28 protein-coding genes and 1 tRNA gene are annotated in these 25,312 nt (G+C 64.1%); 15 read left to right on the top strand and 14 right to left on the bottom strand.

Going from position 1 to position 25,312, the window contains the following annotated elements; genetic code table 11:
• Positions 1-257 precede the first annotated feature (257 nt).
• From gap (FIU91_RS09700) to gap (FIU91_RS09695), 3 genes are all read right to left on the bottom strand, one after another.
• The gene (gap, locus tag FIU91_RS09700; RefSeq protein WP_093013126.1) at positions 258-1,262 is read right to left on the bottom strand and encodes a type I glyceraldehyde-3-phosphate dehydrogenase; all 1,005 of its coding nucleotides are present in this window, start codon (positions 1,260-1,262) and stop codon (positions 258-260) included.
• 133 nt (positions 1,263-1,395) lie between these two features.
• Positions 1,396-1,539 (bottom strand): hypothetical protein, encoded by a 144-nt coding sequence (locus FIU91_RS19420; protein ID WP_172974981.1) that lies wholly within the window; start codon positions 1,537-1,539, stop codon positions 1,396-1,398.
• A gap of 124 nt (positions 1,540-1,663) precedes the next feature.
• The gene (gap, locus tag FIU91_RS09695; protein WP_152462298.1) at positions 1,664-2,668 is read right to left on the bottom strand and encodes a type I glyceraldehyde-3-phosphate dehydrogenase; all 1,005 of its coding nucleotides are present in this window, start codon (positions 2,666-2,668) and stop codon (positions 1,664-1,666) included.
• 179 nt (positions 2,669-2,847) lie between these two features.
• Between gap (FIU91_RS09695) and FIU91_RS09690 the strand changes: the two genes are divergently transcribed.
• Together FIU91_RS09690 and FIU91_RS09685 are read left to right on the top strand one after the other, a co-directional pair.
• Positions 2,848-3,216, top strand: a complete 369-nt coding sequence (locus tag FIU91_RS09690; RefSeq protein ID WP_152462297.1) for a DoxX family protein — start codon at positions 2,848-2,850, stop codon at positions 3,214-3,216.
• A 44-nt stretch (positions 3,217-3,260) separates the two neighbouring features.
• Positions 3,261-4,241 (top strand): DUF808 domain-containing protein, encoded by a 981-nt coding sequence (locus FIU91_RS09685; protein WP_152462296.1) that lies wholly within the window; start codon positions 3,261-3,263, stop codon positions 4,239-4,241.
• Positions 4,242-4,294: 53 nt separating this feature from the next.
• Here the strand turns inward: FIU91_RS09685 and FIU91_RS09680 are convergent, their stop codons facing one another.
• Positions 4,295-5,503 carry a PQQ-dependent sugar dehydrogenase gene (locus FIU91_RS09680; protein WP_152462295.1) on the bottom strand — a complete coding sequence of 403 codons (1,209 nt, stop codon included), beginning with the start codon at positions 5,501-5,503 and terminating at the stop codon, positions 4,295-4,297.
• Between the two features lie 155 nt (positions 5,504-5,658).
• Positions 5,659-7,674 (bottom strand): transketolase, encoded by a 2,016-nt coding sequence (gene tkt, locus FIU91_RS09675; RefSeq protein WP_152462294.1) that lies wholly within the window; start codon positions 7,672-7,674, stop codon positions 5,659-5,661.
• Positions 7,675-7,872: 198 nt separating this feature from the next.
• Between tkt and FIU91_RS09670 the strand changes: the two genes are divergently transcribed.
• Both FIU91_RS09670 and FIU91_RS09665 read left to right on the top strand, forming a co-directional pair.
• Positions 7,873-8,403, top strand: coding sequence for a hypothetical protein (locus FIU91_RS09670; protein ID WP_152462293.1), 531 nt, complete (start codon positions 7,873-7,875; stop codon positions 8,401-8,403).
• Complete coding sequence (locus FIU91_RS09665; RefSeq protein WP_093013105.1) at positions 8,403-8,798, top strand: cell division protein ZapA; 396 nt, start codon at positions 8,403-8,405, stop codon at positions 8,796-8,798. Before FIU91_RS09670 ends, FIU91_RS09665 begins: the two co-directional genes overlap by 1 nt.
• A 21-nt stretch (positions 8,799-8,819) precedes the next feature.
• Here the strand turns inward: FIU91_RS09665 and grxD are convergent, their stop codons facing one another.
• From grxD to xth, 4 genes are all read right to left on the bottom strand, one after another.
• Positions 8,820-9,182, bottom strand: a complete 363-nt coding sequence (gene grxD, locus FIU91_RS09660; protein WP_152462292.1) for a Grx4 family monothiol glutaredoxin — start codon at positions 9,180-9,182, stop codon at positions 8,820-8,822.
• Positions 9,175-9,321: a hypothetical protein gene (locus FIU91_RS19415; RefSeq protein ID WP_172974980.1), complete on the bottom strand. Its 147-nt coding sequence runs from the start codon at positions 9,319-9,321 to the stop codon at positions 9,175-9,177. Before FIU91_RS19415 ends, grxD begins: the two co-directional genes overlap by 8 nt.
• A gap of 5 nt (positions 9,322-9,326) precedes the next feature.
• The gene (locus tag FIU91_RS09655; RefSeq protein WP_093013100.1) at positions 9,327-9,569 is read right to left on the bottom strand and encodes a BolA/IbaG family iron-sulfur metabolism protein; all 243 of its coding nucleotides are present in this window, start codon (positions 9,567-9,569) and stop codon (positions 9,327-9,329) included.
• Between the two features lie 66 nt (positions 9,570-9,635).
• Entirely contained in the window at positions 9,636-10,418 is a 783-nt protein-coding gene (gene xth, locus FIU91_RS09650; protein WP_093013097.1) for an exodeoxyribonuclease III, read from the bottom strand.
• Positions 10,419-10,760: 342 nt separating this feature from the next.
• On the opposite strand from xth, the gene FIU91_RS09645 reads away from it, so the two are divergent.
• The 3 genes from FIU91_RS09645 to FIU91_RS09635 are packed head-to-tail and all read left to right on the top strand — an operon-like array spanning position 10,761 to position 13,065.
• Complete coding sequence (locus tag FIU91_RS09645) at positions 10,761-11,045, top strand: DUF6749 family protein (RefSeq protein ID WP_152462291.1); 285 nt, start codon at positions 10,761-10,763, stop codon at positions 11,043-11,045.
• A 47-nt stretch (positions 11,046-11,092) separates the two neighbouring features.
• Positions 11,093-12,184 carry a hypothetical protein gene (locus FIU91_RS09640; RefSeq protein ID WP_152462290.1) on the top strand — a complete coding sequence of 364 codons (1,092 nt, stop codon included), beginning with the start codon at positions 11,093-11,095 and terminating at the stop codon, positions 12,182-12,184.
• Positions 12,181-13,065, top strand: a complete 885-nt coding sequence (locus FIU91_RS09635; RefSeq protein WP_152462289.1) for a DMT family transporter — start codon at positions 12,181-12,183, stop codon at positions 13,063-13,065. The genes FIU91_RS09640 and FIU91_RS09635 overlap by 4 nt, the downstream gene beginning before the upstream one ends.
• On the opposite strand, the gene FIU91_RS09630 is transcribed toward FIU91_RS09635, so the two are convergent.
• Complete coding sequence (locus FIU91_RS09630) at positions 13,058-13,381, bottom strand: iron-sulfur cluster assembly accessory protein (RefSeq protein WP_093013085.1); 324 nt, start codon at positions 13,379-13,381, stop codon at positions 13,058-13,060. The two genes, FIU91_RS09635 and FIU91_RS09630, sit on opposite strands and share 8 nt — an antisense overlap.
• 104 nt (positions 13,382-13,485) lie before the next feature.
• Here FIU91_RS09630 and FIU91_RS09625 point away from each other — a divergent pair, with 104 nt between their 5' ends.
• From FIU91_RS09625 to FIU91_RS09590, 8 genes are all read left to right on the top strand, one after another.
• The gene (locus tag FIU91_RS09625) at positions 13,486-14,646 is read left to right on the top strand and encodes a deoxyguanosinetriphosphate triphosphohydrolase (RefSeq protein WP_152462288.1); all 1,161 of its coding nucleotides are present in this window, start codon (positions 13,486-13,488) and stop codon (positions 14,644-14,646) included.
• A 70-nt stretch (positions 14,647-14,716) separates the two neighbouring features.
• Entirely contained in the window at positions 14,717-16,534 is a 1,818-nt protein-coding gene (locus tag FIU91_RS09620) for a sodium:proton antiporter (RefSeq protein WP_152462287.1), read from the top strand.
• Between the two features lie 94 nt (positions 16,535-16,628).
• Positions 16,629-18,374 (top strand): arginine--tRNA ligase, encoded by a 1,746-nt coding sequence (argS, locus tag FIU91_RS09615; protein WP_152462286.1) that lies wholly within the window; start codon positions 16,629-16,631, stop codon positions 18,372-18,374.
• Between the two features lie 72 nt (positions 18,375-18,446).
• On the top strand, positions 18,447-19,457 hold the full coding sequence (locus FIU91_RS09610) for an SPOR domain-containing protein (protein ID WP_152462285.1): 1,011 nt from the start codon (positions 18,447-18,449) through the stop codon (positions 19,455-19,457).
• Positions 19,454-20,458 (top strand): glycoside hydrolase family 3 N-terminal domain-containing protein, encoded by a 1,005-nt coding sequence (locus FIU91_RS09605; RefSeq protein WP_152462284.1) that lies wholly within the window; start codon positions 19,454-19,456, stop codon positions 20,456-20,458. The genes FIU91_RS09610 and FIU91_RS09605 overlap by 4 nt, the downstream gene beginning before the upstream one ends.
• On the top strand, positions 20,455-21,249 hold the full coding sequence (locus FIU91_RS09600) for a ScpA family protein (RefSeq protein WP_152462283.1): 795 nt from the start codon (positions 20,455-20,457) through the stop codon (positions 21,247-21,249). Before FIU91_RS09605 ends, FIU91_RS09600 begins: the two co-directional genes overlap by 4 nt.
• Positions 21,246-21,920, top strand: a complete 675-nt coding sequence (gene scpB / locus FIU91_RS09595; RefSeq protein WP_152462282.1) for an SMC-Scp complex subunit ScpB — start codon at positions 21,246-21,248, stop codon at positions 21,918-21,920. Before FIU91_RS09600 ends, scpB begins: the two co-directional genes overlap by 4 nt.
• A gap of 102 nt (positions 21,921-22,022) precedes the next feature.
• Entirely contained in the window at positions 22,023-22,238 is a 216-nt protein-coding gene (locus FIU91_RS09590) for a hypothetical protein (RefSeq protein ID WP_093013060.1), read from the top strand.
• Between the two features lie 63 nt (positions 22,239-22,301).
• On the opposite strand, the gene FIU91_RS09585 is transcribed toward FIU91_RS09590, so the two are convergent.
• The 4 genes from FIU91_RS09585 to FIU91_RS19675 all read right to left on the bottom strand — a co-directional run bounded on the left by FIU91_RS09585 (position 22,302) and on the right by FIU91_RS19675 (position 25,306).
• Entirely contained in the window at positions 22,302-22,847 is a 546-nt protein-coding gene (locus tag FIU91_RS09585; protein WP_152462281.1) for a DUF1236 domain-containing protein, read from the bottom strand.
• 140 nt (positions 22,848-22,987) lie between these two features.
• Positions 22,988-24,067, bottom strand: a complete 1,080-nt coding sequence (locus FIU91_RS09580) for a 2'-deoxycytidine 5'-triphosphate deaminase (protein ID WP_152462280.1) — start codon at positions 24,065-24,067, stop codon at positions 22,988-22,990.
• Between the two features lie 95 nt (positions 24,068-24,162).
• A tRNA-Pro gene (locus FIU91_RS09575) sits at positions 24,163-24,239 on the bottom strand.
• A 62-nt stretch (positions 24,240-24,301) separates the two neighbouring features.
• Positions 24,302-25,306 carry a MerR family transcriptional regulator gene (locus FIU91_RS19675; RefSeq protein WP_254701938.1) on the bottom strand — a complete coding sequence of 335 codons (1,005 nt, stop codon included), beginning with the start codon at positions 25,304-25,306 and terminating at the stop codon, positions 24,302-24,304.
• Between the last annotated feature and the right edge of the window lie 6 nt (positions 25,307-25,312).

Raw genomic sequence — 25,312 nt, 5'->3', positions numbered from 1 at the left:
ACCCTCATGAACATTCAATCGGCGGCCTTGCCCCAGAAATCGGTGAATCCGAGCAGCCCCCGCATGCCAGCGGCCAGCGCGCCCGCGCCTCAAACGCCGGCGGTTCCCTTCGCTGCACCGCCCAAAGTGACCGCGCATGCTTTGCCGGCGGCGCATTTTGGCTACGAGGCGGCCTTGGCCGCGACCCGGCCGAAATAAAAAGACCGGACCCGCGTTGTCGCAGGACCGGCCCCTTCATGCGTTTGACGCGGCGCGTCTCAGATCAGCTTGCCCATCGCGATAGCGGTGTCGACCATGCGGCTCGAGAAGCCCCATTCGTTGTCGTACCAGCTCAAGACGCGGACGAAATTGCCGTCCATCACCTTGGTCTGGTCCGTCGCGAAGATCGACGAATGCGAATCGTGGTTGAAGTCCTGGCTGACGAGCTTGTGGTCCGTCACCCCGAGGATGCCCTTGAGCGGGCCGGATCCAGCAGCCTTGGTGATGGCCGCGTTGATCTCTTCGACGCTGGTGTCCCGCGCCGCCTCGAAGGTCAGGTCCACGACCGAGACGTTCGGCGTCGGAACGCGAATCGCCACACCGTCGAGCTTGCCATTGAGATCCGGCAGGACGAGTCCGACGGCCTTGGCCGCGCCGGTTGAGGTCGGGATCATGTTGAGCGCCGCGGCGCGGGCCCGGTAGAGATCCTTGTGCATCGTATCGAGCGTCGGCTGATCGCCCGTATAGGAGTGGATCGTCGTCATGAAACCGCGCGTGATGCCGATCTCCTCGTGCAGCACCTTGGCAACGGGCGAGAGGCAGTTCGTCGTGCAGGACGCGTTCGACACGACAAGATCGTCCGCTGTCAGCGAAGCGTGGTTCACGCCATAGACGATGGTCTTGTGCGCCTCCGAGCAGGGGGCGGAGACGAGAACGCGGCTCGCGCCGTTCTCGAGGTGTTGCGCGGCTTTCTCACGGCTCGTGAAGATGCCCGTGCATTCAAGCACGACGTCGACATCCGACCAGGGCAGCTCCTTGGGGTCGCGGATCGCGGTGACCTTGATCTGGCCACGCCCCACATCGATCCAGTCATCCCCGCTTTTGACCTCGCCGGGAAACCGGCCATGCACGCTGTCGTACTGAAACAGGTGCGCGTTGGTCTCCACCGGGCCGAGATCGTTGATCGCGACGACCTCGATCTCCGTGCGGTTCTGTTCGATGATCGCGCGCAGCACGTTGCGGCCGATCCGTCCGAAGCCGTTGATCGCGACTTTGACTGCCATGGAAATCTCCTTTGCGGAACGTGTCTCTTGCGGTGCCGAGGCAAAGCGGTGCTTGCCGTTACCGCTAACAAGCAAAGCCTCTCTCGAGTGTCAAGGTGACGCACCCGGCGCAGCGGTCAAGACGGGAGGGAATTCAGCGCCAGAAGGCGACCCATTCGAGCAGTTCGAAGAACTTCTTTCCGAGGAAGATCATGTGCGTATCGCCGAACATGACGATGTCGATCGCGATCGCGGCGATCAGAAATCCGCCGAGGACGAAAGCCAGCGTATTGGTCATGTCGGCGGCGCGCTCCCGTGCGGCGATGCTCGGCTTCCTATGTGCCAGAGGGCAGCGGCGCTGTCACGCCAGCAGCCGGAGGGGCCGGCGGACCTGTTGCGCGCGAGCTTCCTGGGGCAGGGCCTCAGTGCAGCAGACGCCCCATCGCGGCGGCGACATCGGCCATACGCGCAGAGAAGCCCCATTCGTTGTCGTACCAGGCAAGAACACGGACGAGGCGCTTGCCCGTGACCTTGGTCTGGTCCGGCGCGAAGATGGAGCTTTGCGTCGTGTGGTTGAAATCGACCGAGACCTTGGGCTCGGGATCGTAGGCGAGGACGGAGCCCATGCGGCCCGACGCGGCTTCAGCCACCACTTCGTTCACATCCTCGGCGGTGACATCGCGGCTAGCCACGAAGGTCAGATCCACGGCAGAGACGTTCGGTGTCGGCACACGGATCGCGGAGCCGTCGAGGCGTCCCTTGAGGTTCGGAAGAACTTCACCAAGCGCCTTCGCCGCCCCTGTTGACGTTGGGATCATCGCCATCGCCGCGGCCCGCGCGCGGTAGAGGTCACTGTGCCGGCGGTCCAGCGTTGGCTGATCGCCAGTATAGGAATGGATCGTGGTCATGATGCCCGACTCGATGCCGATCGCCTCGTCGAGAACCTTGGCGAGCGGAGCGAGGCAATTGGTCGTGCAGGACCCGTTCGAGACCATCGTCTCGCCGGCCTCCAGCTCGCGGTGATTGACGCCGTAGACCACGGTGCGCTGCACGTTCTTCGCGGGCGCCGAGATCAACACCGATTTCGCGCCGCGGCTCATGTGAACGCCGGCCTTCTCGCCGTCATTGAACTGGCCGGTGCATTCCAGCACGACGTCGCAGCCATCCCAGTCGAGTTCCGCCGGATCGTATGTCGAGAACATCTGCATCGGTCCGCGACCGAGATCCATCGTATCGCCCGAGACGCGCACCTCTCCGGGGAAGCGGCCATGCACGCTGTCGTAGCGCAGAAGATGCGCGGAGGTCTCGATAGGGCCCGTGGCGTTGATCTTCACGACCTGCACGTCGTTCCGGGCGCTCTCCGCGATATGAGCGAGGGTGCAGCGTCCGATCCGCCCGAACCCGTTGATGCCTACCGTGACCGTCATCTTTCGCTCCTCGTCGCAATTTGGTGTCCTATAGCCACCGCTCTGCAGGCCGGGCAATGAAAAAATCGAGAATTGTGAATATGTTAGCGATAACCTGTGGCCATCTGCCACTGATTGCGCTAACCGCTGCGAGCCGTGCCGAACCTGGCGCCGGCTGCCACTTGAAAGGCCCCGACGACATGCCCGATCTTGCTCTTCTGATTGGCCGCTGCCTGATCGCGGCGCTTTTCCTTGCAGGCTTCGTTCAGAAGATCGCCGATCCCGGTGCTGCGATGATGCTTCTCGAAGAGCGCGCTTTGCCGACCGCGCTGATCTGGCCGGCGACGCTCTACAATGGCGCAGCGGCGCTCGCGCTGATCCTCGGTCTCTGGACCCGTCCGGTCGCGGCCTCGCTCGCGGTTTACTGCATCGCGACCAGCCTCTTTCACCTGAAGCCCGACGATCCCTGGCAGATGTCCATCTTCGTGAAGAACTGGGCCATCGCGGGCGGATGCCTCGCGCTCTCTGCCGCCGGTCCGGGCCGTTTCGCGCGCATGCCCTTGCGCTGAGCGGCGCGCGTCTTACTCTTTCCGAACGTTTCAAGGGGATCTTCATGAGCGGTTTGCTTGCGCTTCTCGACGACGTGGCCGGTATCGCCAAGGTCGCAGCGGCTTCGGTTGACGATATCGCGGGGCAGGCGGCCAAGGCCGGCTCCAAGGCCGCCGGCGCTGTTATCGACGATGCGGCGGTAACACCCAAGTACGTGCAAGGTTTCGAGCCGGCGCGGGAATTGCCGATCATCTGGAAGATCGCGCGGGGCTCGATCTTCAACAAGCTGGTCTTCCTGCTGCCTGCGGGCCTCGCTCTCTCGGCCTTCGCGCCCTGGATGATCCCGCCGCTTCTGATGCTGGGCGGGGCCTATCTCTGCTTCGAAGGGGCCGAGAAGATCGCGCATGTGATCCTGCCCCATGACGATCATTCGGGCGGACCGGACGGATCGCACGACATCGAAGATCCGATGCGCCTCGAGGAGAAAAAGGTCGAAGGCGCGATCAAGACCGATTTCATCCTGTCGGCCGAAATCATGACCATCGCGCTTGCCGCGATCCCGACATCGAGCTTCTGGATGGAGGCCGCGACGCTTGCGACGGTCGCCGTGATGATCACCGTCGCGGTCTATGGCTCCGTCGCGCTTATCGTGAAGATGGACGATATCGGCCTCTGGCTGAGCCAGGCCGGCCGGCTCGCCGCAACGCGCGGGTTTGGCCGTGGCATCGTAAAGGCCATGCCGTATCTGATGAAGACCCTCTCCATCGTCGGGACGGCCGCGATGCTTTGGGTCGGCGGGTCGATCATCGTCCATGGGCTGGCGCAGATGGGCTGGCACGCGCCCGAAGACATGATCCACTCGATCGCCGTGGCAGTGGCGGGCGGCTTGCCCGAAAACCTGCGCGGCGCGGGCGAATGGATCGTCACGGCGGCCTGCGACGGCGTCCTCGGCCTGGCGCTTGGTCTCGCCCTCATCCCGATCGGGACACGCTTCATCGCGCCGATCTGGCGCGCGACACTCGGCTCCGAAAAGAAAACCGCCTGACATGAAAAGGCCGGCGCCCTAAAGCGCCGGCCTTCATTCTCATTGGGCCCGTATCAGCTGGAGCCGGCCGGGGTGATCCTGATGATCTCGCCGTTCTCGAAATCGGTGATTGCCAGGATCGAGCCGTCCTCGTCGACCGTCACGTCCCGGACGCGGCCGAGATCCATCAGGATCCGTTCCTCTTCCTGAACCCGTCCATCCGATAGCGACAGGCGCGCGATGCCGCCGGGGTTCAGCGAGCCGATCAGCAGATCGCCCTGCCAGTCGCCGAACATCTCGCCGTCATAGGCGATCATGTCGCCGGGCGCGATCACCGGGTCCCAGAAGTAGACAGGTTCTTCCATGCCCTCTTGGCGCGGCTCGCCGGAGCCTACGGGCGTGCCATCGTAGTTCTGGCCGTAGCTGACGACCGGCCAGCCGTAATTCGCGCCGGCTTCGATCACGTTGAGCTCGTCACCGCCCGCGGGGCCATGTTCGATCGCCCAGAGCGTGCCGTCCATCACGAGCGCACCTTGCACGTTCCGGTGCCCGTAGGACCAGATCGAAGGGATCGCATCACCGTTATCGACGAAAGGATTGTCGTCCGGGATCGTGCCATCGAGATTGAAGCGCACCGTCTTGCCGTAGGTCTTGTCGAGGTCCTGCGCGAAGACGCGCTCGTCCTCTCCGAAGTGCTCGCCTGTGGTGACAAAGACATGCCCGTCTTCGTCGAAGACCACACGGCTGCCGAAATGCATCGGCGAATAGGATCCGGGCTCCTGGACGAAGAACTCGTTCACGTCCTCGAGCGCGCTCATGTCCTCCGACAGCGTTCCGAAGGCTGCTGCCGTGGCGTTCCGCCCACCACGCAGAGGCTTGGCATAGGTCATGTAGATGCGGCGGTTCTCTGCGAAATCGGGCGCGAGCTTCACGTCGAGAAGCCCGCCCTGGCGCTCGTTCATGACCTCTGGCACGCCGCTGATCGGCTCCGAGATCGTGCCGTCCTCGGACACGTGGCGTAGCTGGCCGGGCCGTTCGGTCACGATGTAGCCGTCCTCGCCCGGAAGGATCGCGATGCCCCAGGGGTGGACCAGGCCGCTCGCGACCGTTTCGGTGGACAGCTCGACGCCGCTGTCGACCAGCTCGGCCCGGAATTGTTCCTCGAAGGCCGGCTCGAAATCGGCGTTTCGCTCAGCGCGCTCGAAGGTCTGCGCGCAGGCGGGCACGGCGACCAGTCCGCCTAGGGCCGTGGCGATGAGTGTGCTGCGTGTCTGGTAGATCATGGAGAGCTCCTTGATAGTTCTCCCACAGGATACGCGAGATAGGCCCGAACGGTTGCATCACCCCTTCGTCAAATTCGCGTCCTTGCCGTGCCGCTGAAATGCAAAACGCCCCGCCGGATCGGGCGGGGCGCTTGCGACGTCACGATAGGGGCAACTCAGAGCAGCGATTTGACCTTTTCCGCGACAGCCTCGGCAGTGATGCCGAAATGCGCGTAGAGCTCCTCGGCAGGGGCCGATGCGCCGAAGCCCGACATGCCGACGAAACCGGCCTTCTTCTCGCGCCCGCGCTCGCCGACGAGCCAGCGATCCCAGCCGAGGCCGACCCCCGCTTCGACGGCAACGCGAACCGGCCCGCCGGGAAGGACGCGCTTGCGATAAGCTTCGTCCTGCTCGGCGAAAAGCTCCCAGGACGGCATGGAGACGACGCGCGTGCCGATCCCTTCGGCTTGCAGCGCCTCGCGGGCTGCCAGCGCGACGGACACTTCGGTGCCTGTGGCCAGAAGGATCGCCTGGCGCTTGCCCTCCGCCTCGGCGAGAACGTAGGCCCCTTGGCTGACGAGGTTCTTGGCCTTCATCTCGTGACGGACGGCAGGCACGCCTTGACGCGACAGGACCATGACCGAGGGACGCGAGGTCTGCGTCAGCGCCAGCTCCCACGCCTCCGCCGCTTCTGTCGTATCGGCAGGGCGGAAGGTGAGGGTGTTCGGAGTCGCACGGCAGATCGCGAGATGCTCGACCGGCTGGTGCGTCGGGCCATCCTCACCGAGCCCGATGGAATCGTGCGTCATCACGAAGACCGTCGGGATCTGCTGCAGCGCCGCGAGGCGCATGGCGGGCCGGGCGTAATCGGTGAAGCAGAAGAACGTCCCGCCATAGGGACGGATGCCGCCATGCAGCGCCATGCCGTTCATCGCCGCCGCCATGCCGTGTTCGCGGATGCCGTAATAGACATAGCGCCCCGCGCGATTCTCGATATCGAAGACGCCGAGATCGGACGTCTTGGTGTTGTTCGAGCCGGTAAGGTCGGCGGAACCGCCCAGCGTCTCGGGGCAGATCGGGTTCACCACCTCGAGCACCATCTCCGAGCTCTTGCGGGTCGCGACCTTGGGCTTGCTCTCGACCAGCTGCTTTTTCAGCGCCTTGATCGTGGCCGACAGCTTCTTCGGGGCCTCGCCCGAGAGCGTGCGCTCGAATTCGCGACGCTTGGCGTCGGACAGCTTCGCCGCGCGTGCTTCCCAGGCTTCGCGGTCCGGAGCGCCCCGGCGACCGGCCTCTTCCCACCAGGACTTGATCTCTTCGGGAATCTCGAAAGGCGCGCCTTCCCAGCCCCAGCCGGATTTCGCCGTCCGGTTCTGATCGTCGTCGGTCAGCGCGCCATGACCCTTGGATGTATCCTGCGCCGCGTGGCCGAGCGCGATATGCGTCTTGCACGCTATCATCGACGGACGGTCGTCCGCCTTGGCGGCTGAGATGGCCGCGTCGATGGCCTCGGGATCATGCCCGTCAATTTCCTGCACGTGCCAGCCCGAGGCGGCGAAGCGCGTCGGCTGGTCGGTCGCATCGGCGATGGAGACCTCGCCATCGATGGTAATGTTGTTGTTGTCCCAGAAAACGATGAGATTGCTGAGCTTCTGGCGACCGGCGAGCGCAATCGCCTCTTGGCTTACGCCTTCCATCAGGCAGCCGTCGCCGGCGATCACGTAGGTTTTGTGGTCGACCAGCTTCTCGCTGAAGCGGGCCCGCAGGGATTCCTCGGCGATGGCGAAACCGACCGACATCGCAAGCCCCTGGCCAAGCGGACCGGTCGTCGTCTCGATGCCGCGGGCGAGGAAGTTCTCGGGATGGCCCGCCGTGCGCGCGCCGAGCTGGCGGAAGTTGCGGATCTCCTCGAGCGTAATTTCGGGATCGCCAGCAAGATAGAGGAGGGAGTAGAGCAGCATCGAGCCATGCCCTGCGGACAGGATGAAGCGGTCCCGGTCAGCCCAGTCAGGATGCGCCGCATCGTATTTCAGATGGCGGCTCCACAGCACGGTCGCGACATCTGCCATGCCGATCGGCATGCCCGAATGGCCGGAATTGGCTTGGGCCACGGCATCCAGTGCCAGGGCTCGGATCGCCGTCGCGCGGCGCCAGTGATCGGGGTGTTTCGCCTTGAGCGCGTCGATATCCACGGGTCTGGTATCCTTGATGGCAAAGGGTCTGCGTCGCGTCTACTCAGCGCCTCGCACAAGATCAAGCACGGGAGCCAAGACCTTGACATATAAAGACGCGCACTTTCCTTTTCGTCTTGCTAACTTCCTTGCAATCCGCGCTTCGGCCACGATTCGGCGTGGCGCGGCAATGATGCAGACGGGCAGAGGGCAGATCGGATGAACGACATTGCAGAGCTGGAGCGGCGTATCGCCTCCGCACTCGACCGGATCGCCAGGGGCGTCGAAGGTCTCGGCGCGGCTGGGGATGGCGAGGTGTCAGCGGCGCCGGAAGCGGCCGCCAGCGAGGAGCTGACCGCGCTTCAGGCCGCGCTCGAGGATGAACGCATCGCAAATGCCCAGCTTGAAGAGCGGGTGCGGGCGATCCGCGAGAAGCAGGACAGCGAGGTCGCCAAGCTGCGTGCCGAGGCGGAAGAGGCCCGTGCCGCGCTGGCTGGCCTCGACAGCGATTTGCAGCGGCTGCGGCACGCCAACGACATGCTGACCGCAACCAACGAGGAGATGCGCCGCGCCCTCGAAGAGAATGTCGGAGAGCCGCATCTCATCAACAAGGCCATGCTGGCCGAGCTTGAATCCCTGCGCGCCGCGCGCGCCGCCGATGCCGCCGAAAGCCGCGCGGTTCTGGGTGCGCTCACGCCGTTGCTTGCAGAAGCCGAAGCGCGCGCCACGACAGAGCAGGAGGCCACCTGATGCCCGAACTCGACATCACCATTGGCACGCGCAACTTCGCCGTCGCCTGCCAGGAAGGCGAGGAACAATATCTCGTCACCGCGGCCGAAATGCTCGACGCCGAAGCGCAGACGCTGATCTCCCAGATCGGTCGTTTGCCGGAGAACCGGATGCTTCTGATGGCGGGGCTGATGCTGGCGGACAAGACCGCCGGGCTTGAGGACAAGCTGGCTGCGGCCGAAGCGCGCGTTGCCGAGCTTGAAGGCCGGATCAAGGCGGACGCCTCCAAGCCTGCCCCCGAGCCGGAACGCGTCGAGGTCGCGGTCATGCCCGAGGGCGTGATGGAGACGATGGCCGAGCTTGCCGCGCGTGCGGAAGCCGTCGCCGACGAGGTTGAGGAAAAGGCGCGCGCCTGAAGCGCGCGGCCACGTACGCTCTTAGCCGTTGGCTTCGCGGATTTTCGCAGCGGCGTCCTTGTCGTAGGAGACGCCGTTCTGCTCGAACAGCTGGTCGAGCTCGCCCGACAGGGTCATCTCGGTGATGATGTCGCAGCCACCCACGAACTCTCCCTTTACGTAAAGCTGCGGAATCGTCGGCCAGTCGGAATAATCCTTGATGCCCTGGCGAATGTTCTCGTCGGCGAGGACATTTACGTCGGCATATTCGACGCCCATATAATTCAGAACCCCTGCGACGCGGCTCGAGAAGCCGCATTGCGGCATGGATTTCGTGCCCTTCATGTAGAGCACGACGTCGTTCGATTTGACCGTTTCGTCGATCTGGGTCTTTGCGTCAGTCATCCTTGCTCTCCGTTTCTTCGCGGCGTTTCCGTTCAGCCTTGATGTAAGGCCTGAGCGCTCCGTAGGTGATGAGGCCGACAAGGGCGAGCGCGCCCAGGATCGGCCAGGTATTGGCAATGAAGCTTCCCGTGCCCGACACGTTCGTCAGTCGGGTGTCTTGGTCGTCAGCGCGAGTGCGTGCAACTCGCCCTGCGCGCCGTCCATCTTGCCCTTCAGCGCGGAATAGACCGCACGCTGTTGCTGGACGCGGTTCTTGCCACGAAAACTCTCGTCGATGACCTCGGCGGCATAGTGATTGCCGTCTCCGGCCAGGTCGGTGATCGTGATCTTCGCATCCGGGAATTCGGCGCGGATCAGCGCCTCGATCTCGTGGGCCTGCATTGCCATCGCGTGGGGCTCCGTCTTCGTTATGCGTTCAGATGTAAGAGGGTGCGGCGGCCCGTGCAAGCAGCCTCAGGCGGCAAGCTCGACCCAGACCGGCACATGATCGGAGGGTTTCTCGCGGTCGCGCACGTCCTTGTCGATCCCGCTGGCTTGCAACAGATCCGCACATTGCGGCGTCAAGAGGACGTGGTCGATACGGATACCGTTGTTCTTCTGCCAGGCGCCCGCCTGGTAGTCCCAGAATGAATATTGTCCCGGCGCGGGGTGCTGCGTGCGGAACGCCTCGGTGAAGCCGAGGTTCAGGATACGGCGATAGGCCGCTCGGCTTTCCGGCATGAACAGTGCATCGTCGCGCCAGCTGTCGGGTTTCGCAGCATCCTCGGCATTTGGGATGATGTTGTAATCGCCCGCCATGAGCGCGACCTCTTCGGACGCGATGAGGTCTGCGGCGCGGGCGCGCAGCCGCTCCATCCACGCAAGCTTGTAGTCGTATTTCGGGCCCGGCGCGGGATTGCCGTTCGGCAGGTAGAGCCCGCACAGCCGCACCGCGTGGCTGTCGCCGACCACGGTCGCCTCGATCCAGCGCGCCTGTTCGTCCTCGTCGTCTCCGGGCAGACCCCGCGTGACATCCTCGAGCGGCAGTTTCGAGAGGATCGCGACGCCATTGAAGCTTTTCTGGCCGTGAGTTTCCACGTTGTAGCCGAGATCTTCGAACATCTCGCGAGGGAAGGCCTCGTCCTGCGACTTGATCTCCTGCAGAAGCGCCACGTCCGGCGCTGCTTCCGAAAGCCAGTCCGAAAGCGCCGTCGCGCGCGCCTTGATGCCGTTGATGTTGAAGGTCGCGATCTTCATGGCGTCTGCCGCTCCTTGCCGCCGGAACGCCTGTCGTTCTGGGGCAGGGGCGAGGGCAATGCAAGCGGCCAGTTGGCGGGGCGGTGTGATGATTCGCCGGCCAGGTTTCGGCAAATCTTAGTCAAATCACTGCCCTAGCGACCGTTGCGCGGAACTTGTCCACAAGAAATGTGGAGTTGGGGACGAAGCCAATGAGGGCACCGAACCCGATCGCTTACCGGACGGCATGAATGTGGATAAGGCGAGTCCGCCCGGATTGCTGACCCTAGAGTTGAAGAAAAGCCTTTTCAATCAATTAAAAGCTGAAACCATGACCTCACGTTCCAACCAACGGAGGCCAATATGTCTGCACTGAAGAAGATCGAAACTCGTGAAGCAATCCGCACCGATGCCCAGTTCGATGCCATAACCGGCGAAGGCGTTGAGACCTTCATCTCCTGGTCGGGCCCGGCCGGGAACGATGCGGCGCTCGGCGATGGTGTCGAGACTTTCATCTCCTGGTCCGGCCCTGCCGGCACGGAAACGTCGCTCGGTGATGCGACCGGGGCATTCATCTCCTGGTCCGGCCCCGAGGCCAGCGAAGCGCGCGACGGCGACAGCACCGGATTGTGCATTTCCTGGTCCTGAGCACCAGCGCCCGGGGCGCGATCCGAAGCCAACCACAGGAGATTTTCATGTCGAATGTCGTTCAATTCGCCGTCGCGCCCCGTGCCAGGAGCCGGGAAGCGTGCATCCCTGCGCTTCTCGGCGCCTTTGCCCAATCGCGGCGCGCCATCGATGACGTGTTCTGGCTGAAAGAGAACGCGGAGTTGCTCAACCTTTTGGCGGTGACCGGACGCGAGGTTGCGCCGGAGGCGCTCGAACCTCTTGCCGGGTTCTATGAGAATGCGGCTGAACGGCTCGCCTTCTTTCCCCAATATTATCGGTTCATCCTCTCCATCGCCCTCGATATGGAGACGTTGGGCTGGCGCGGCAGGGTCGCGGAAGAGCTTTGCGCGATGGCCGCGCGCTCAGGCCTCGCGCAAGCGGAGCTCTCGGATCTGCAACGCGCCGAGGCGCGGCGGCTTTTGTCCCAGCGGCGCTTCGCAGACGATGTGGATGCCGGTCTCGACGACCGTCTGCGCGCCTTCATGCGCCGTCCAGAGACATTCGCCGTACCCAACAAGAAAGCCGCGTATGAGCTGACCCATATCGCCTTCTATCTCAGCGACTACGGAACCCGCGATCCGAACCTCGACGCCGCCGCCATCGACAGTCTGCATTTCGCCGGGGCGGTGGCCTATCTCGAGGGCAATTCCGACCTGCTCGCAGAAGTTTCTATCGCTTTAAGATATTCCGGTGTAGCCTGTCCGCAGCCTTGGGTTGAGTTTTTGACTGTGTCGCGTCACGAGTTCCATATTTCCGAAGGGCAGGGACGCTTTGCCCAGGACAGCTATCACGACTACCTCGTGTGCCAGTGGGAGGCCGCCTTGTCCGGCCAGGCGCTCTTTGACAGCGCGATGCCACACCTTCCGAACCGCTTCGAAAAACGCCGCTCCGGCGCGGTATCGCCGCTCCGCGAAATCTCCGAAGTGCTGTTCCTGATGGATGCAAATGCGCGCGGAACGAAGGCGTCGCGGCATCGGCGACTGACCGAGACGCTTAGCTTTCATGCGAAAGATCGGCTGGAGAAACTCGAAGCCGCCCTCCCGACGCGGTTTGGCCGATTTTTCGATCTTTTCGCACGTGGCGAGTCCGCTGGCGCATCGGTGGAGGTTTTCGCATGACACTCGCTGGACCGGCAGCAGGCGCAATCTTGATCGTCATCTACACGCTGATGATGGCGGGCGGCGACGGGATCACCAAGTTCATCGCCGGCCGATACGAGGCGCCGCAGCTCTTCGCGATCTCTGCCCTGATCGTGCTGGCCCTGTCTCTCGCCGTCGAGAAATGGCGCAAGGGCGAGATCCGCACTGCCGTGACGACCACCTGCCGGTGGGCGATGGCCCTGAGATCGCTGCTGACCGTTCTCGCCTCGGTCGCATTTTTTCAGGCCTTCCGTGTCCTGCCGATGGCCGAGATCTTCCTGTTCCTCGCAATGGTGCCCGTCATCGCGGCGGTGATGAGCGGCCCCGGCCTCGGAGAGACGGTCCGCCCCGCCGCCTGGACCGCGCTTCTGATCGGCGTTGGCGGAATGCTGTGCCTCTTCCCCGGCGGAGTATCGAGCATCACGGCAGGCCATCTCTGGGCTGCCATTGCCGTGCTGTCGGGCACCGCGTCGTTGGTCTCGGCCCGCTATATCAGCCGACGCGAGAAAAATTCGCTGGCGCAGGTGTTCTTCCCGAACGCCGTGCTCTTCGTGGCGATGGCTTGTTTCCTGCCGCTCGTCTGGGTGCCGATGCAGGCGAGCGACTTGGGCTGGATCCTGCTCTACTCGTTCCTCGCCTTCGCCGGGCGCTGGATCATCGTGCTGGCCTTCGGATTGTTGCCAGCCTACGTCGCGACGCCCCTGATGAACCTGCAATTCGTCTGGATGGTCGCCATTGGTTTCGTCGCGTTCGGCGAAGTGCCAGAGGCCGGGACGGTTATTGGCGTCCTGCTCGTCATCTGCTCGAGCCTCTGGCTCGTGCGGGACGAGATGTTGCCCGGGAAGGCCGCGACTACATAGAGAAGCTGGTGCCGCAGCCGCAGGAACTGGCAACGTTCGGATTCTCGATCACGAAACGCGCGCCGATCAGCTCGTCGGAGAAGTCTATGACGGCATCCGCCAGAAACGGCAGCGACACCTGATCGACCACGACTTTCTGGCCCTGACCTTCCAGCACGAGGTCATCGTCCTCGGGGGCATCGAGCTTGATCTCGTATTGGAACCCCGAACAGCCGCCGCCCTCGACGGCGACGCGAAGGGCCTGTCCCTGATCCGATGCACCGATTTCGGCCAGGCGGGCGAAGGCGCGCTCGGTCACTTTCGGGGGCAGCTGCATGGTTTTCCTCGCAAATCAGGGAGTTTGGCGTCTCGACGCCGTTTCAATCTTCGACATTGCCGAATATATGAGGCCTCGGGACAGACGACAAGGACAGCGCCGCCATGACTGCGCCATACGCCTCGACGCCTGACGCCTCGCGCGGACGGCTCCATCCGGAGGAGGAAAGCGCCTTCCGGTCTTGTTTCCAACGCGACCGAGACCGCATCATCCATGCCTCCGCATTCCGGCGCCTCAAGCACAAGACGCAAGTCTTCGTGGAGCATGAGGGGGATTTCTACCGCACGCGCCTGACGCACTCGATCGAGGTCGCGCAGGTTGCCCGGACCATCGCGAGCGCGCTTGGGCTGAACCTCGATCTGACCGAAGCGGTCGCGCTGGCGCATGATCTGGGCCACACGCCCTTCGGCCATACCGGGGAAGACGCGCTCGATGCACTGATGCAGCCCTATGGCGGGTTCGATCACAACGCGCAGACGCTGCGAATCGTGACCTCGCTCGAACGCCACTACGCGGAGTTCGACGGGCTGAACCTGACCTGGGATACGCTCGAGGGGATCGCCAAGCATAACGGGCCGGTAACGGGCGACATCCCGGTAGCGCTCTCGGAATACAATGCCCAGCATGATCTCGAGCTTCACACCCATGCCAGCGCCGAGGCGCAGGTCGCGGCGCTCTCGGATGACATCGCGTACAACAACCATGATCTGCATGATGGCTTGCGCGCGGGACTCTTCACCGAAGAGGAAATCACGGCGCTGCCTCTTGTGAGGCAAGCTTACGCCGAGGTGGATGCCCGCTATCCCGGTCTCGATCCCTATCGCCGCCGCCACGAGGCCTTGCGGCGGGTCTTCGGCTACATGGTCGGCGATCTTATCGATACGTCCCGCGAGCTTCTGGAGACGAGCGGCGCGCGTGGCCCGCAAGAGATCCGCGACTTGGGGTATCCGGTCATCGCCTTCTCGCCCGCGCTCTGGCGCGATCTGAAAGAGATCCGCGCCTTTCTTTTCTCGCGCATGTACCGCGCGCCATCGGTCATGGCCCAGCGCGAAAAGGTGACACGGGCGGTCAATGCGCTGTTCCCGATCTATCTCGGCGATCCGCAGCTTCTGCCGCGCCGTTGGCAGCGCGATATCGAGGCGGCGCGGGACGAGACCGCGCTCGCGCGGCTCGTTGCAGATTACATCGCCGGCATGACCGACCGCTTCGCGCTTCAGGAACATGCACGCCTCACGGGTGAGCATGTGCTGGAAGATTTGACCTGACACCGCAACCACTTGCCATTGCCGTGCATTTGCAGCGGTATGGTATCGAGCGGTATTTAAGAGGCGGAGTATGGCGGTTGCGGAAACGGCGGGTCTCGACCCGGTGATGGGATTTGCCCTCGTGGGGGCACTTGGCGTCGGCTCGCAATGGCTGGCATGGCGGCTGAGGATGCCCGCGATCGTGCTGATGCTTGTCGCGGGCCTTGTCGTGGGGCCTGGCCTCGGCCTTCTCGATCCATCCCGTGATTTCGGAAACCTGCTGCAGCCGATGATCGCGATCGCGGTGGCGATCATCCTCTTCGAAGGCGGCCTCACGCTTCATTTCGCCGGGCTGCGCGATGCCGCGACCGGGGTGAAGCGGCTCGTCGTGCTCGGCGCGCCGCTCGGCTGGGCCTTCTCGGCGGGGACGCTGCATTACGTGGCGGGCTTGTCCTGGGCGACCTCGGCGGTCTTTGGCGGCATCATGATCGTGACCGGCCCCACCGTGATCGCGCCCTTGCTGCGTCAGGCCCGGCTGAGGCGCCGGCCGGCGGCGCTCTTGCAATGGGAAGCGATCGTCAACGACCCGGTGGGCGCGCTGGCCGCCGTCCTCGCCTTCGAGATCGTCATCGTGGTGCAGACTGCGACCGGGGCGGGGCAGGCCGTCGCGGACCTCGTGATCGGCATCGCCGTCGCGACGCTGCTCGGTCTTGCGGCGGGATGGGGTACCGCGCGCGCCTTCGGGCGGGGCATGGTACCCGAATACATGAAAGTCCCGGTCCTTTTCGTGCTGGTCCTTGGCGTCTTCGGCGTGTCCGATTGGGTGCTGCACGAGGCGGGGCTTCTGGCGGTCACGCTGATGGGCATTCTCATCGCCAACGTGGAGCTGCCGTCCTACACCGAGCTGCGCCGCTTCAAGGAGCAGGCGACGGTGATGCTGGTCTCGGGCGTCTTCATCCTTCTGGCCGCGAACATGGATCGCGAAACGCTGATGGCGCTCGATCTCAGGGCGCTTCTCTTTGTCCTGGCCGTGATCTTCGTGGCGCGTCCGGCCGCGGTGCTGCTCTCGCTTGCGTTTTCGGGCGTGCCGCGCGCCGAGCGGATGCTGATCGCGCTCACCGGCCCGCGCGGTGTCGTCCTGGTGGCCGTCGCGGGCCTTTTCGGGGAGCGGCTTGCGGATATCGGTATCGAGGATGGCGCACAGATGGCGCCTTTGGCCTTCGCGCTTGTCGCGGCGACCGTGGTCCTGCACGGCTTCACGCTGTCGCCGCTCGCCCGCGCGCTCGGTCTGACGGCGGCCGACCGGCCCGGCGTCATGATCGTCGGCGGCTCGCCCTGGTCGGTGGCGCTGGCCCGTGCGCTCAAGGGCATCGGCTTGCCGGTCATCATCGTCGATCCGAACTACATGCATCTGCGGGCCGCTCGCGAGGCCGAGATCGAGACCTATTTCGGTGATCTTCTTTCCGAAGACGCCGAGCATCGGCTCGACCTCGTGCGCTACGAGCAGGTCATCGCGGCAACGGATAACGACGCTTACAATACGCTCGTGACGACCGATCTCGGGCCAGAATTCGGGCGGGAGAAGGTCTTCCAGCTCAAAAGATCCAAGGACAGCTCCGCGCGTCACGCTCTGCCCGCGACCCTTGGCGGACGGCCCATCGGGCCGAACGAGACCTATCTCGAGGCCAATGCCCGCATTCGCGATGGCTGGGAATTCCGCGCAACGAAACTGTCGAAGGAGTTCACCTTGAGCCAATGGCGCGAGAAGAACCCCAAGGCGTTCATCGTGGCGGATTTCGGGCCTGACGGCTCGCTGCGTTTCCTTGGTCCCGAGGCCGAGCCGCGTGATCAGAACGATGTGCAGATCCTGGTGCTGGCGCCCAAGCGGGAGGAGCGCAAGGAGGCATGATCGGGTGCGGTGACGGGCTCGCGTCAGCCCCGCCCGCATTGACGCCGCACCCGCGCATGGTAGAGGAAGCGGCGCAGCCCAGGAGCACGCCGAGATGAACCTCTTTTCCGAGATCGGAACCCTTGTCACCCAGGCCATCGCCGCGCTTCAATCCGAAGGCGCGCTGCCGGAGGATCTGAACCTTGCGCCCGTGACGGTCGAGCCGCCGCGCGATCCCGCGCATGGCGACATGGCGACGAATGCCGCGATGGTTCTCGCAAAGCCCGCGGGGAAAAAGCCGCGCGACATCGCCGAAGCGCTGGTGCCGCACCTGACCGCCGATCCGAAGATCGCCGAGGCGAGCGTCGCGGGTCCGGGCTTCATCAACATGCGTCTTGCCGACAGCGTCTGGCAGGCCATGCCGCGCACGGTTCTGAGCTCTGGAGAGCGTTTCGGCCGTTCGGGTATGGGCGCGGGCCAGAGCGTGAACGTCGAGTATGTCTCGGCAAACCCGACCGGGCCGCTCCATGTCGGCCATACGCGGGGCGCTGTGTTCGGCGATGCGCTGGCGGCGCTTCTCGATTACGCCGGCTATTCCGTGACGCGGGAATACTACATCAATGACGGCGGCGCGCAGGTCGATGTGCTCGCCCGGTCCGTCTACCTGCGCTACCTTGAGGCGCACGGGCACGAGGTGGAGTTTGCCGACGGCACCTATCCCGGCGATTACCTGATCGAGGTCGGCCAGGCGCTCAGGGACAAGGTCGGCGACGCCTATGTCGATGCCGGCGAAGAAGTCTGGCTCGACGACGTGCGCGAGTTTGCCACGGATGCCATGCTGAATCTCATCCGCGAGGATCTGAAGCGCCTCGGCATCGAGATGGATGTCTTCTATTCCGAAAAGTCGCTCTATGGCACCGGCCGGATCGAGGCTGCGATCGAGGATCTGCGCGACAAGGGCCTAATCTACAAGGGTGTTCTCGAGCCGCCGAAAGGCAAGACGCCCGAGGATTGGGAGCCGCGCGAGCAGACACTCTTCAAGTCGACCGAATATGGCGACGATGTCGACCGGCCGATCATGAAGTCGGATGGGGCCTGGACCTATTTCGCACCCGATATCGCGTATCACTACGACAAGGTGAGCCGCGGCTTCGATCAGCTCATCGACGTCTTCGGCGCCGATCACGGCGGATACGTTAAACGGATGAAAGCAGCCGTTGCGGCGCTGTCCGACGAGAAGACGCCGCTCGACATCAAGCTCACCCAGCTCGTGAAGCTCTTCAAGAATGGCGAGCCGTTCAAGATGTCCAAACGGGCAGGCACGTTCGTCACCATGCGCGACGTGATCGACGAGGTCGGCCCGGACGTGACCCGCTTCGTGATGCTGACGCGCAAGAACGATGCGCCGCTCGATTTCGATTTCGACAAGGTGCTGGAGCAATCCAAGGACAATCCGGTCTTCTACGTGCAATACGCCCATGCCCGGATCTCGTCGGTGCTGCGCAAGGCGGACGCCGCGGGGATCGACGTCTCGGATGCCGCGCTCGCCGAGGCTGATCTTTCGGGCATGACCCATCCCTCGGAACTCGCCGTTGCGAAGAAGCTCGCCGAATGGCCGCGTCTCGTCGAGATCGCGGCGCGCGGGCACGAGCCGCACCGGGTGGCGTTTTATCTGTATGAACTGGCCTCCGAGCTGCACGCGCTCTGGAACAAGGGCAACGATGTTCCCGAGCTGCGCTTCCTGCAGGAGGGCGATCCCGCAACAAGCCAGTCGAAAATCGCGCTGGCCCGTTCGGTGGCGGTTGTCTTGGCATCGGGTTTGGGTATCCTTGGGGTCGAACCGGCAGAAGAAATGCGCTGACGAAACAAGCGCCACGCCGGTCTGGCAGAGCAGTGAAACCAGCGCGACACGCCGCTGGAACGAGAGGCAGGCATGGCGGATACGTATCGCTCCGGCCCCGATGAGGGGGAGGCGTCCTTCGGGACTCTGACGAAAATCACACATCTGACAGGCGCGGCCTTGTCGCTGGCCCTTATTGTCGGTGTCGGCGTCTGGGGCACGAAGCTCGTGATGCGGGATGTCTCGGGCATCCCGGTGGTCAAGGCACAGGAGGGTCCGATGCGTATGCAGCCGGAGAATCCGGGCGGCCAGGCAGCGAGCCACCAGGGCCTCGCCGTCAACGACGTTGCAGGGCAGGGCACGGCACCGCCGCCGCCCGAGCAACTGACGCTCGCTCCGAAAGATGCCTACCTGACAGCCGAGGATGTGGCCGCGGCCCGGCTCTTCGCGGCGGAAGCGCAGAAGGCCAAGAACGCCGCGCGCGCCGCTGCCATCGCAAAGCCGAACGCCTCTGAGGATACGCCGGAAGAGCTGACGCTCGCGGCGCTTGTCGAAGAGGTGACCGCCGGGGCCGAGCCGCTTTCTGCGCCCGCGCCGCAAGAGGCCGCATCCGAAAACGAGGCGCGTGACGCGACCGAAAGCGTGTCCGAAGCCCCGGTCCCCGAGGATGGCGACGAGATGGAGAAGGCCGCAATCGACGCGACCATCGCGCTGGCTCTGTCTGGTGAGAGCGGTGTCGCGAAATCGCTGAAGCCTAAGCGTCGTCCTGACGGTCTACGGACCGCCTCGCTTTCGCCGCTCACGGCCGCCGAGGCCGATGCGGCCCGCGAGCTCGACGCCGGCGCGATCGAAGCCGGAACACGGCTTGTCCAGCTTGGCGCCTTCGACAGCGAAGAGGTCGCCCGTGCGGAATGGGGCAAGCTCGCCGCCCGGTTCGAGGATTACCTCGGCCCCAAGACACGCGTGATCCAGAAGGCTCAATCGGGCGGAAAGACCTTCTACCGCCTCCGCGCGCATGGCTTCAGCGATCTGTCTGATGCACGGCGGTTCTGTGCGGCGCTCGTCGCCGAAGGCACCGATTGCATCCCGGTCGTCGCACGATGAGCCGGTTCGGGGCGGCCATCCTTGCGCCCGGGGGCACGACCCTCGGGGCAAGCGAGCGCCGCCTCTTTGCCGAGACGAACCCGTTCGGCTTCATTCTCTTCTCTCGCAATCTCGAGAACCCCGACCAGATCAGCGCGCTGACGGCGGACTTGCGCGACGCGGTGGGCCGGGACGCTCCGATCTTCATCGATCAGGAAGGCGGACGTGTGCAGCGTCTTCGCCCGCCCCTGGCGCGAAGCTGGGATGCACCGCTCGAATTTGCGGCCCGCTACGGGGACAATGCGGCGCGGGCATTCTACCTGCGCTATCGTATCATCGCTGCCGAACTCAGAAGCTACGGCATCGATGGCAATTGCGCGCCGACCCTCGATATCGCGCGCGATGAGACACATTCGGTTTTGCACAATCGCTGCCTCGGCACATCGGTCCGGGCCGTGACCGAGCGGGGCCGCGCGGCGGCGCAGGCGCATTTCGACGGCGGCGTTCTGCCGGTGATGAAGCACATGCCGGGGCACGGGCTCGCCAAGCTCGACAGCCATCTCGCCCTGCCGCGGATCGATGCCGCGCCCGACGATCTGATGCAGGCCGATTTCGCCGTGTTCCGCGCCTTCGCGGATTTGCCGCTCGGCATGACCGCGCACCTTGTCTTCGAAGCCTTCGACCGGCAGCCCGCCACGATCTCGAACCGGATGATCGCGCTCATTCGGCAGGAACTGGGTTTCCGCGGCTTCCTGATGACCGACGATATCTCGATGGAAGCGCTGTCCGGAACCGTGCCGGAACGCGGCGCGGCAGCCATCGCGGCGGGCTGCGATTGCGTCCTGCATTGCAACGGCGAGATGGACGAGATGGCGCCGCTGATGGAGCGGGTGGGCAAGATGAGCGCCGAATCCCATGTGCGCGCGGTCGCGGCGCTGACCGCCCGGCGCGATCCGGGCGAGGTTGACATCGCGGAACTCTCCGCCAAGCTTGATGCGCTTCCATCTGAGCGCGCGGGATGACCGAAGAGACAGAGTTCGACATCCAACCGATATCCGTAGCCGATCGCCTCGAGGCGGAGGCGCTGATCGTCGATGTGGACGGGTTCGAAGGTCCGCTCGATCTGCTTCTCACATTGTCCCGAACGCAGAAGGTCGACCTGCGGCGCATTTCCGTTTTGGCGCTGGCGCGGCAATACCTCGCGTTCGTCGAGAAGGCGAAGGAGCTCAGGATCGAGCTTGCCGCGGATTACCTCGTCATGGCCGCGTGGCTCGCCTTCCTGAAATCGCGTCTGCTCCTGCCGCCCGATCCAACCGAGGAGGGCCCGTCGGGCGAGGAACTCGCCGAGCATCTGGCCTTTCAACTTGAACGACTCCAGGCGATGCGGGACGTGGCCGCCCGGCTCATGGGGCGCGATCAACTCGGCCGCGACTTCTTCAAGCGCGGCGTGCCCGAGAAGATGGAGCATGTGCGGCGCATCAAGTATACCGCGACTATTCTCGATCTCATGCAAGCCTATGCGCGCATTCGAACGCGTGACGAATTCCGCCCCTTCGTCATGGATCGAGACCGCGTCTTCACAATGGAAATGGCGCTCGAGCGGATGCGCGGGATGATCGGGTTCGCGGGGACCTGGACGGATATCTCTGCCTACATGCCCGAGGGATGGGACAGCGATCCGGTCCGGATGCGGTCGGCGACGGCCTCGACTTTCGCGGCCTCGCTGGAGCTCGTGAAGGAAGGCAAGGCCGAACTGCGTCAATCCGAACTCTTTGCCCCGATCGAGCTGCGCCGGAGGGAGGGCCGCGAATGAGCGACGAGACTGAGGCCCGTGAAGACGCGCCCGCCGAGACGCTCTTCGAAGCGCCGCCGATGGGCGAGCAGGAACGGATGGTCGAAGCGATCCTCTTTGCTTCGGCGGAACCCGTGACGGTGCGCGATCTCAACAACCGGATGCCGCACGGGGCCGATGCCGCCGAGGCGCTCGTGCACCTTGAAAAGCGCTACGAAGGCCGCGGGGTTCGCGTCGTGCGCGTGGGTGACGCCTGGGCGATCCGCACCGCGCCAGATCTCGGCTTCCTGATGCAGAAGGAAACGGTCGAGACCAAGAAGCTCAGCCGCGCGGCGATCGAGACGCTTGCGATCATTGCTTACCATCAGCCGGTCACCCGCGCCGAGATCGAGGAGATCCGCGGCGTGTCTGTCAGTCGGGGGACGGTGGATCAGCTTCTCGAGATGGAATGGATTCGCTTCGGCCGCCGCCGCATGACACCGGGCCGGCCCGTGACCTTCGTGGTGACGCAAGATTTCCTTGACCATTTCGGCCTCGAAAGCGCGCGCGATCTTCCGGGCCTGAAGGAGCTGCGCTCTGCGGGGCTTCTGGAAAGCCGGCCACCGCCCGGCACGATGCCCGGTTCTGGCGAGGGTGATCCCGATGCAGAGGAAGAGACCGATGAGGGCCAGAGCGAGTTGTTCGAGGATTGAGCGCGATCACGCATATTTTCACCTGTGGAAACGCAGCGGCCCATAAAATGGCACAATCCGATGCTAACTTGACGAAAATGCCATGAGAGCAACGAGGCTACGATGAACGCGAACGGGATCATGAACATGGTGATGCGCATGGTGATGCGTAAGCTGGTCGGCAAAGGTGTGAATGCCGGGATCGACCGCGCCTTCGGCAAGGGCAAATCGCATGACGAGATGACCCCCGAAGAGCGCCGCCGCGCCAAGGGCGCAAAGCAGCAGACGCGTCAGGCCGGAAAGGCGATGCGCGCCGCCCGGCGTATTGGCCGCTTCTGACCAAGTCTAAGAAAAGGGCCGGACGCAGATCGCGCCCGGCCTCTTTCTGTCATGCTTGGGTGTTTAGTTGGACGGGACGTAGACGATTTCCCGCGTATCCACATCGACGACCGCCACCCGTTCGTTCAGCGTGACATAGCTGTAGGACGCATCGGGCACATTGTAGAGCGTGACGTCCTGCGGCACGACCGTGCCCACAGCGACCGGCTCGGCGAACGTGACGGTCTGCACAGGATTGGCATCGGCGTAGACGATGACCGTCTCGTAAGTCGGGTCGACATCGGTTCGGACCACCGCCACGACTTCCGAGCGGTCCCAATCATATGTCATGACGGGTATCCGGTCGAAATCGACATCGAGCGCGGCTTTCTGCACCCAGCCCGCCGTGCCGGCAAGATCGACGCGGCACCAATCGACCGCTTCGAGGCACACATTCACGGAAAACTCGGTATCCGCAGGTACGGTTGCGACGATATCGCTGGTGCTGTCAGGCGTCAGCATGAGGTCGAGCGTTGCGTCTTCGGACGTGATGACCTGGGAATATGCGGGCACAGCCATCACGGCGCAAAGCGCGGATCCGGCGAAGAGTGTCTTGGTCTTGGTCAGCATTTGCTTGCTCCCATTCTGCAAATCGGCCGTGGCGGCCGCGATGGACAGACAAGCTGCAAATGCGGGTTTTCGTTCCGCAATCCCGGTGAGATCGGCGGAAAATGGGCGGTTTCAAGCCAGCGCGCTGCGCCGGTTCCCGCTCAAGCTCGGAAATGTTTCGATAGCTTGAGGCCCTGGCCCTGGTAGTTCGAAGCGATTCCCGCGCCGTAAAGCTGTGCCGGAGCCTCGTCCATCCGCTCGTAAACGAGCCGCCCGACGATCTGCCCATGCTCCAGCACGAAGGGCGCTTCGTGGCAGCGCACTTCAAGAACGCCGCGCGATCCTGTACCACCCGCGCCCGCATGGCCGAAACCGGGATCGAAGAAACCGGCATAATGCACCCGAAACTCGCCGACCATCGCAAGATAGGGCGCCATCTCGGCAGCATAGGCAGGGGGGATGTGGACCGCTTCGCGGCTCACGAGAATATAGAAGGCGTCGGGATCGAGAATGATCCGGCCCTCGCGCGTGCGGATCTCTTCCCAGTATTCCGCCGGATCGTAATGTCCGAGGCGATCCAGATCGATCACGCCGGTATGCGGCTTCGCCCGGTAACCGACGAGGTCATCGTCTTCGCCGGGGCGCAGATCGACCGAGAAGCCAAGCCCGTCGCGAATGAGGGCGGGCCCGCCATTCACGAGCGTTTCCGCTTCGTGCAACGCCCGCAATTCGTCATCGTCCAGCACAGACCGTCCGTTTCGGAAGCGGATCTGGTTCAGCCGCATGCCCGTCCGCGCGAGAACGGAAAACGAGCGCGGGCAGATCTCTGCGTAAAGCGGACCGGAATAACCCGGCGCGATGCGGTCAAACTCAATACCCTCGTCGGTGATCGTGCGGGTCAAAAGATCGAGCCGCCCGGTCGAGCTTTTGGCATTGGCGATCGCAGCAATGCCGTCCGGCAGATCGAGTCGTTCCAGAAGCGGCACGAGATAGACGCAGCCTTTTTCCAGAACGGCGCCGCCCGACAGATCGACGCGGTGCATCTCGAATTCCTCGAGGCGGCTTGCGACGCTGCGGCCCGCCCCCGCGAGAAACGAGGCGCGCACGCGGATGGCCTCATGTCCGAGACGCAGATCGAGACTGGCCGGCTGAACCTGACCTTCGGCCAAGGGCGCACCGGGCGTGATCGCACCTTTCGCGATCATCGCTTCGATCTGTTGGCTGGCCAGCACACCCGTCATCGGCTCGTCCCCTCGCGCGTTCGGTCCTGTCTAGCAATGACAGGCCGAGGAAGGGAACGCCTAAGCGGCGTTACTGCATGATTTTGTGTGAAAACTGGTCGGGCTAGCAGGACTCGAACCTGCGACCTTCCGTCCCCCAGACGGACGCGCTACCAGGCTGCGCCATAGCCCGACTTGTCGCGCTGTCATACTCTATCTGTTCGCCGTCGCAACCCCTTACGGCGCGATTTTTCTTTATCTGGCAGCGGTGCCGAGGGCGCGCAATTTCTCGACGAGCGGCGCAATGGACGCGGCCTCTGCCGCGGTCAGCGAACCCAAGGCGCCAATATAGGCGAGGGGGCCGGCTTCGGGTTCCGCGGGCTCTGTCGGTTGGTCCTCGACTGCCGGCGCATCGCTTTCGCCGCGCTCGGCCAAGGGCTTGGCAAGGAATTCCGGCGTGTCGCCGAGAAGCGTATCTTCCTCCGAGCGCTCCGCCACATGCGTGTCTGCGGGCATATCGGTCGGAGCAGGGTCGGGTGCATCGGACGTGTCGGAGAGCGTCTCCTCGGAGACGAAACCATCCCCGAGCGCTGAAGGCGTCTCGAAGAGGGGGCCGTCTGTCGGGGCCGGGTTCACCGTCTCATCCGGCACGCCGTCTTCCGTTTCTGCGGCGATCTTGTCGAGCGCCTCGGCGGTCTCCACACGGTCGGGATCGGGCAGATCGGCTTCCGGGATATCTGCAGACGCCTCCTCGGGTTCAGGCGCGGGTGCCGTGTCTTCCGGCGGCAGCGGATGTTGCGGCGGGGTCTCTGGCGCGGCATCCGCCTCGGAGGGCGTCTCTTGAAGGGAGCCCGTAAAGGGTACCACAGTTGACGCAGGCGCTTCCGCCTCGACGAACGGCGCTTCCTCGATCTGCTCCGCGCCCGTCTCTTCGGCGTCCTCGTACGCGGAGTCGTCCAGCGTCCAATCGTCTTCGCTTTCGCCGGGCAGGGTGGCCGACAAACCGGAAACAGCGCGAATGCCTTGTTCAGACAGCATTTTCTGAACGCCTTTGATCGTCATGCCATCGTCGTGCAGGAGCTTCTTGATCCCGCCGAGCAGCATCATGTCCGCTGGACGATAATAGCGCCGCCCGCCCGCGCGCTTCACGGGCTTCACCTGCGTGAACTTGCTTTCCCAGAAGCGGAGGACATGGGCGGGGGTTTCTAGCCACTCCGCCACCTCGCTGATGGTGCGAAAGGCGTCGGGGGATTTGCTCATGTCTCG

It is taken from the genome of Roseivivax sp. THAF30 (assembly GCF_009363575.1).
In the GTDB taxonomy this organism is placed as follows: domain Bacteria; phylum Pseudomonadota; class Alphaproteobacteria; order Rhodobacterales; family Rhodobacteraceae; genus Roseivivax; species Roseivivax halotolerans.
This window is presented reverse-complemented; position numbering and strand designations above follow the sequence as displayed.

What these genes read in the sequence shown, in the direction of transcription:
- gap (WP_093013126.1), bottom strand. Translation starts at nt 1,262, where the DNA reads ATGGCAGTCAAAGTCGCGATCAACGGCTTCGGACGGATCGGCCGCAAC.
- FIU91_RS19420 (WP_172974981.1), bottom strand. Translation starts at nt 1,539, where the DNA reads ATGACCAATACGCTGGCTTTCGTCCTCGGCGGATTTCTGATCGCCGCG.
- gap (WP_152462298.1), bottom strand. Translation starts at nt 2,668, where the DNA reads ATGACGGTCACGGTAGGCATCAACGGGTTCGGGCGGATCGGACGCTGC.
- FIU91_RS09690 (WP_152462297.1), top strand. Translation starts at nt 2,848, where the DNA reads ATGCCCGATCTTGCTCTTCTGATTGGCCGCTGCCTGATCGCGGCGCTT.
- FIU91_RS09685 (WP_152462296.1), top strand. Translation starts at nt 3,261, where the DNA reads ATGAGCGGTTTGCTTGCGCTTCTCGACGACGTGGCCGGTATCGCCAAG.
- FIU91_RS09680 (WP_152462295.1), bottom strand. Translation starts at nt 5,503, where the DNA reads ATGATCTACCAGACACGCAGCACACTCATCGCCACGGCCCTAGGCGGA.
- FIU91_RS09670 (WP_152462293.1), top strand. Translation starts at nt 7,873, where the DNA reads ATGAACGACATTGCAGAGCTGGAGCGGCGTATCGCCTCCGCACTCGAC.
- FIU91_RS09665 (WP_093013105.1), top strand. Translation starts at nt 8,403, where the DNA reads ATGCCCGAACTCGACATCACCATTGGCACGCGCAACTTCGCCGTCGCC.
- grxD (WP_152462292.1), bottom strand. Translation starts at nt 9,182, where the DNA reads ATGACTGACGCAAAGACCCAGATCGACGAAACGGTCAAATCGAACGAC.
- FIU91_RS09655 (WP_093013100.1), bottom strand. Translation starts at nt 9,569, where the DNA reads ATGGCAATGCAGGCCCACGAGATCGAGGCGCTGATCCGCGCCGAATTC.
- xth (WP_093013097.1), bottom strand. Translation starts at nt 10,418, where the DNA reads ATGAAGATCGCGACCTTCAACATCAACGGCATCAAGGCGCGCGCGACG.
- FIU91_RS09645 (WP_152462291.1), top strand. Translation starts at nt 10,761, where the DNA reads ATGTCTGCACTGAAGAAGATCGAAACTCGTGAAGCAATCCGCACCGAT.
- FIU91_RS09640 (WP_152462290.1), top strand. Translation starts at nt 11,093, where the DNA reads ATGTCGAATGTCGTTCAATTCGCCGTCGCGCCCCGTGCCAGGAGCCGG.
- FIU91_RS09635 (WP_152462289.1), top strand. Translation starts at nt 12,181, where the DNA reads ATGACACTCGCTGGACCGGCAGCAGGCGCAATCTTGATCGTCATCTAC.
- FIU91_RS09630 (WP_093013085.1), bottom strand. Translation starts at nt 13,381, where the DNA reads ATGCAGCTGCCCCCGAAAGTGACCGAGCGCGCCTTCGCCCGCCTGGCC.
- FIU91_RS09625 (WP_152462288.1), top strand. Translation starts at nt 13,486, where the DNA reads ATGACTGCGCCATACGCCTCGACGCCTGACGCCTCGCGCGGACGGCTC.
- FIU91_RS09620 (WP_152462287.1), top strand. Translation starts at nt 14,717, where the DNA reads ATGGCGGTTGCGGAAACGGCGGGTCTCGACCCGGTGATGGGATTTGCC.
- argS (WP_152462286.1), top strand. Translation starts at nt 16,629, where the DNA reads ATGAACCTCTTTTCCGAGATCGGAACCCTTGTCACCCAGGCCATCGCC.
- FIU91_RS09610 (WP_152462285.1), top strand. Translation starts at nt 18,447, where the DNA reads ATGGCGGATACGTATCGCTCCGGCCCCGATGAGGGGGAGGCGTCCTTC.
- FIU91_RS09605 (WP_152462284.1), top strand. Translation starts at nt 19,454, where the DNA reads ATGAGCCGGTTCGGGGCGGCCATCCTTGCGCCCGGGGGCACGACCCTC.
- FIU91_RS09600 (WP_152462283.1), top strand. Translation starts at nt 20,455, where the DNA reads ATGACCGAAGAGACAGAGTTCGACATCCAACCGATATCCGTAGCCGAT.
- scpB (WP_152462282.1), top strand. Translation starts at nt 21,246, where the DNA reads ATGAGCGACGAGACTGAGGCCCGTGAAGACGCGCCCGCCGAGACGCTC.
- FIU91_RS09590 (WP_093013060.1), top strand. Translation starts at nt 22,023, where the DNA reads ATGAACGCGAACGGGATCATGAACATGGTGATGCGCATGGTGATGCGT.
- FIU91_RS09585 (WP_152462281.1), bottom strand. Translation starts at nt 22,847, where the DNA reads ATGCTGACCAAGACCAAGACACTCTTCGCCGGATCCGCGCTTTGCGCC.
- FIU91_RS09580 (WP_152462280.1), bottom strand. Translation starts at nt 24,067, where the DNA reads ATGACGGGTGTGCTGGCCAGCCAACAGATCGAAGCGATGATCGCGAAA.
- FIU91_RS19675 (WP_254701938.1), bottom strand. Translation starts at nt 25,306, where the DNA reads ATGAGCAAATCCCCCGACGCCTTTCGCACCATCAGCGAGGTGGCGGAG.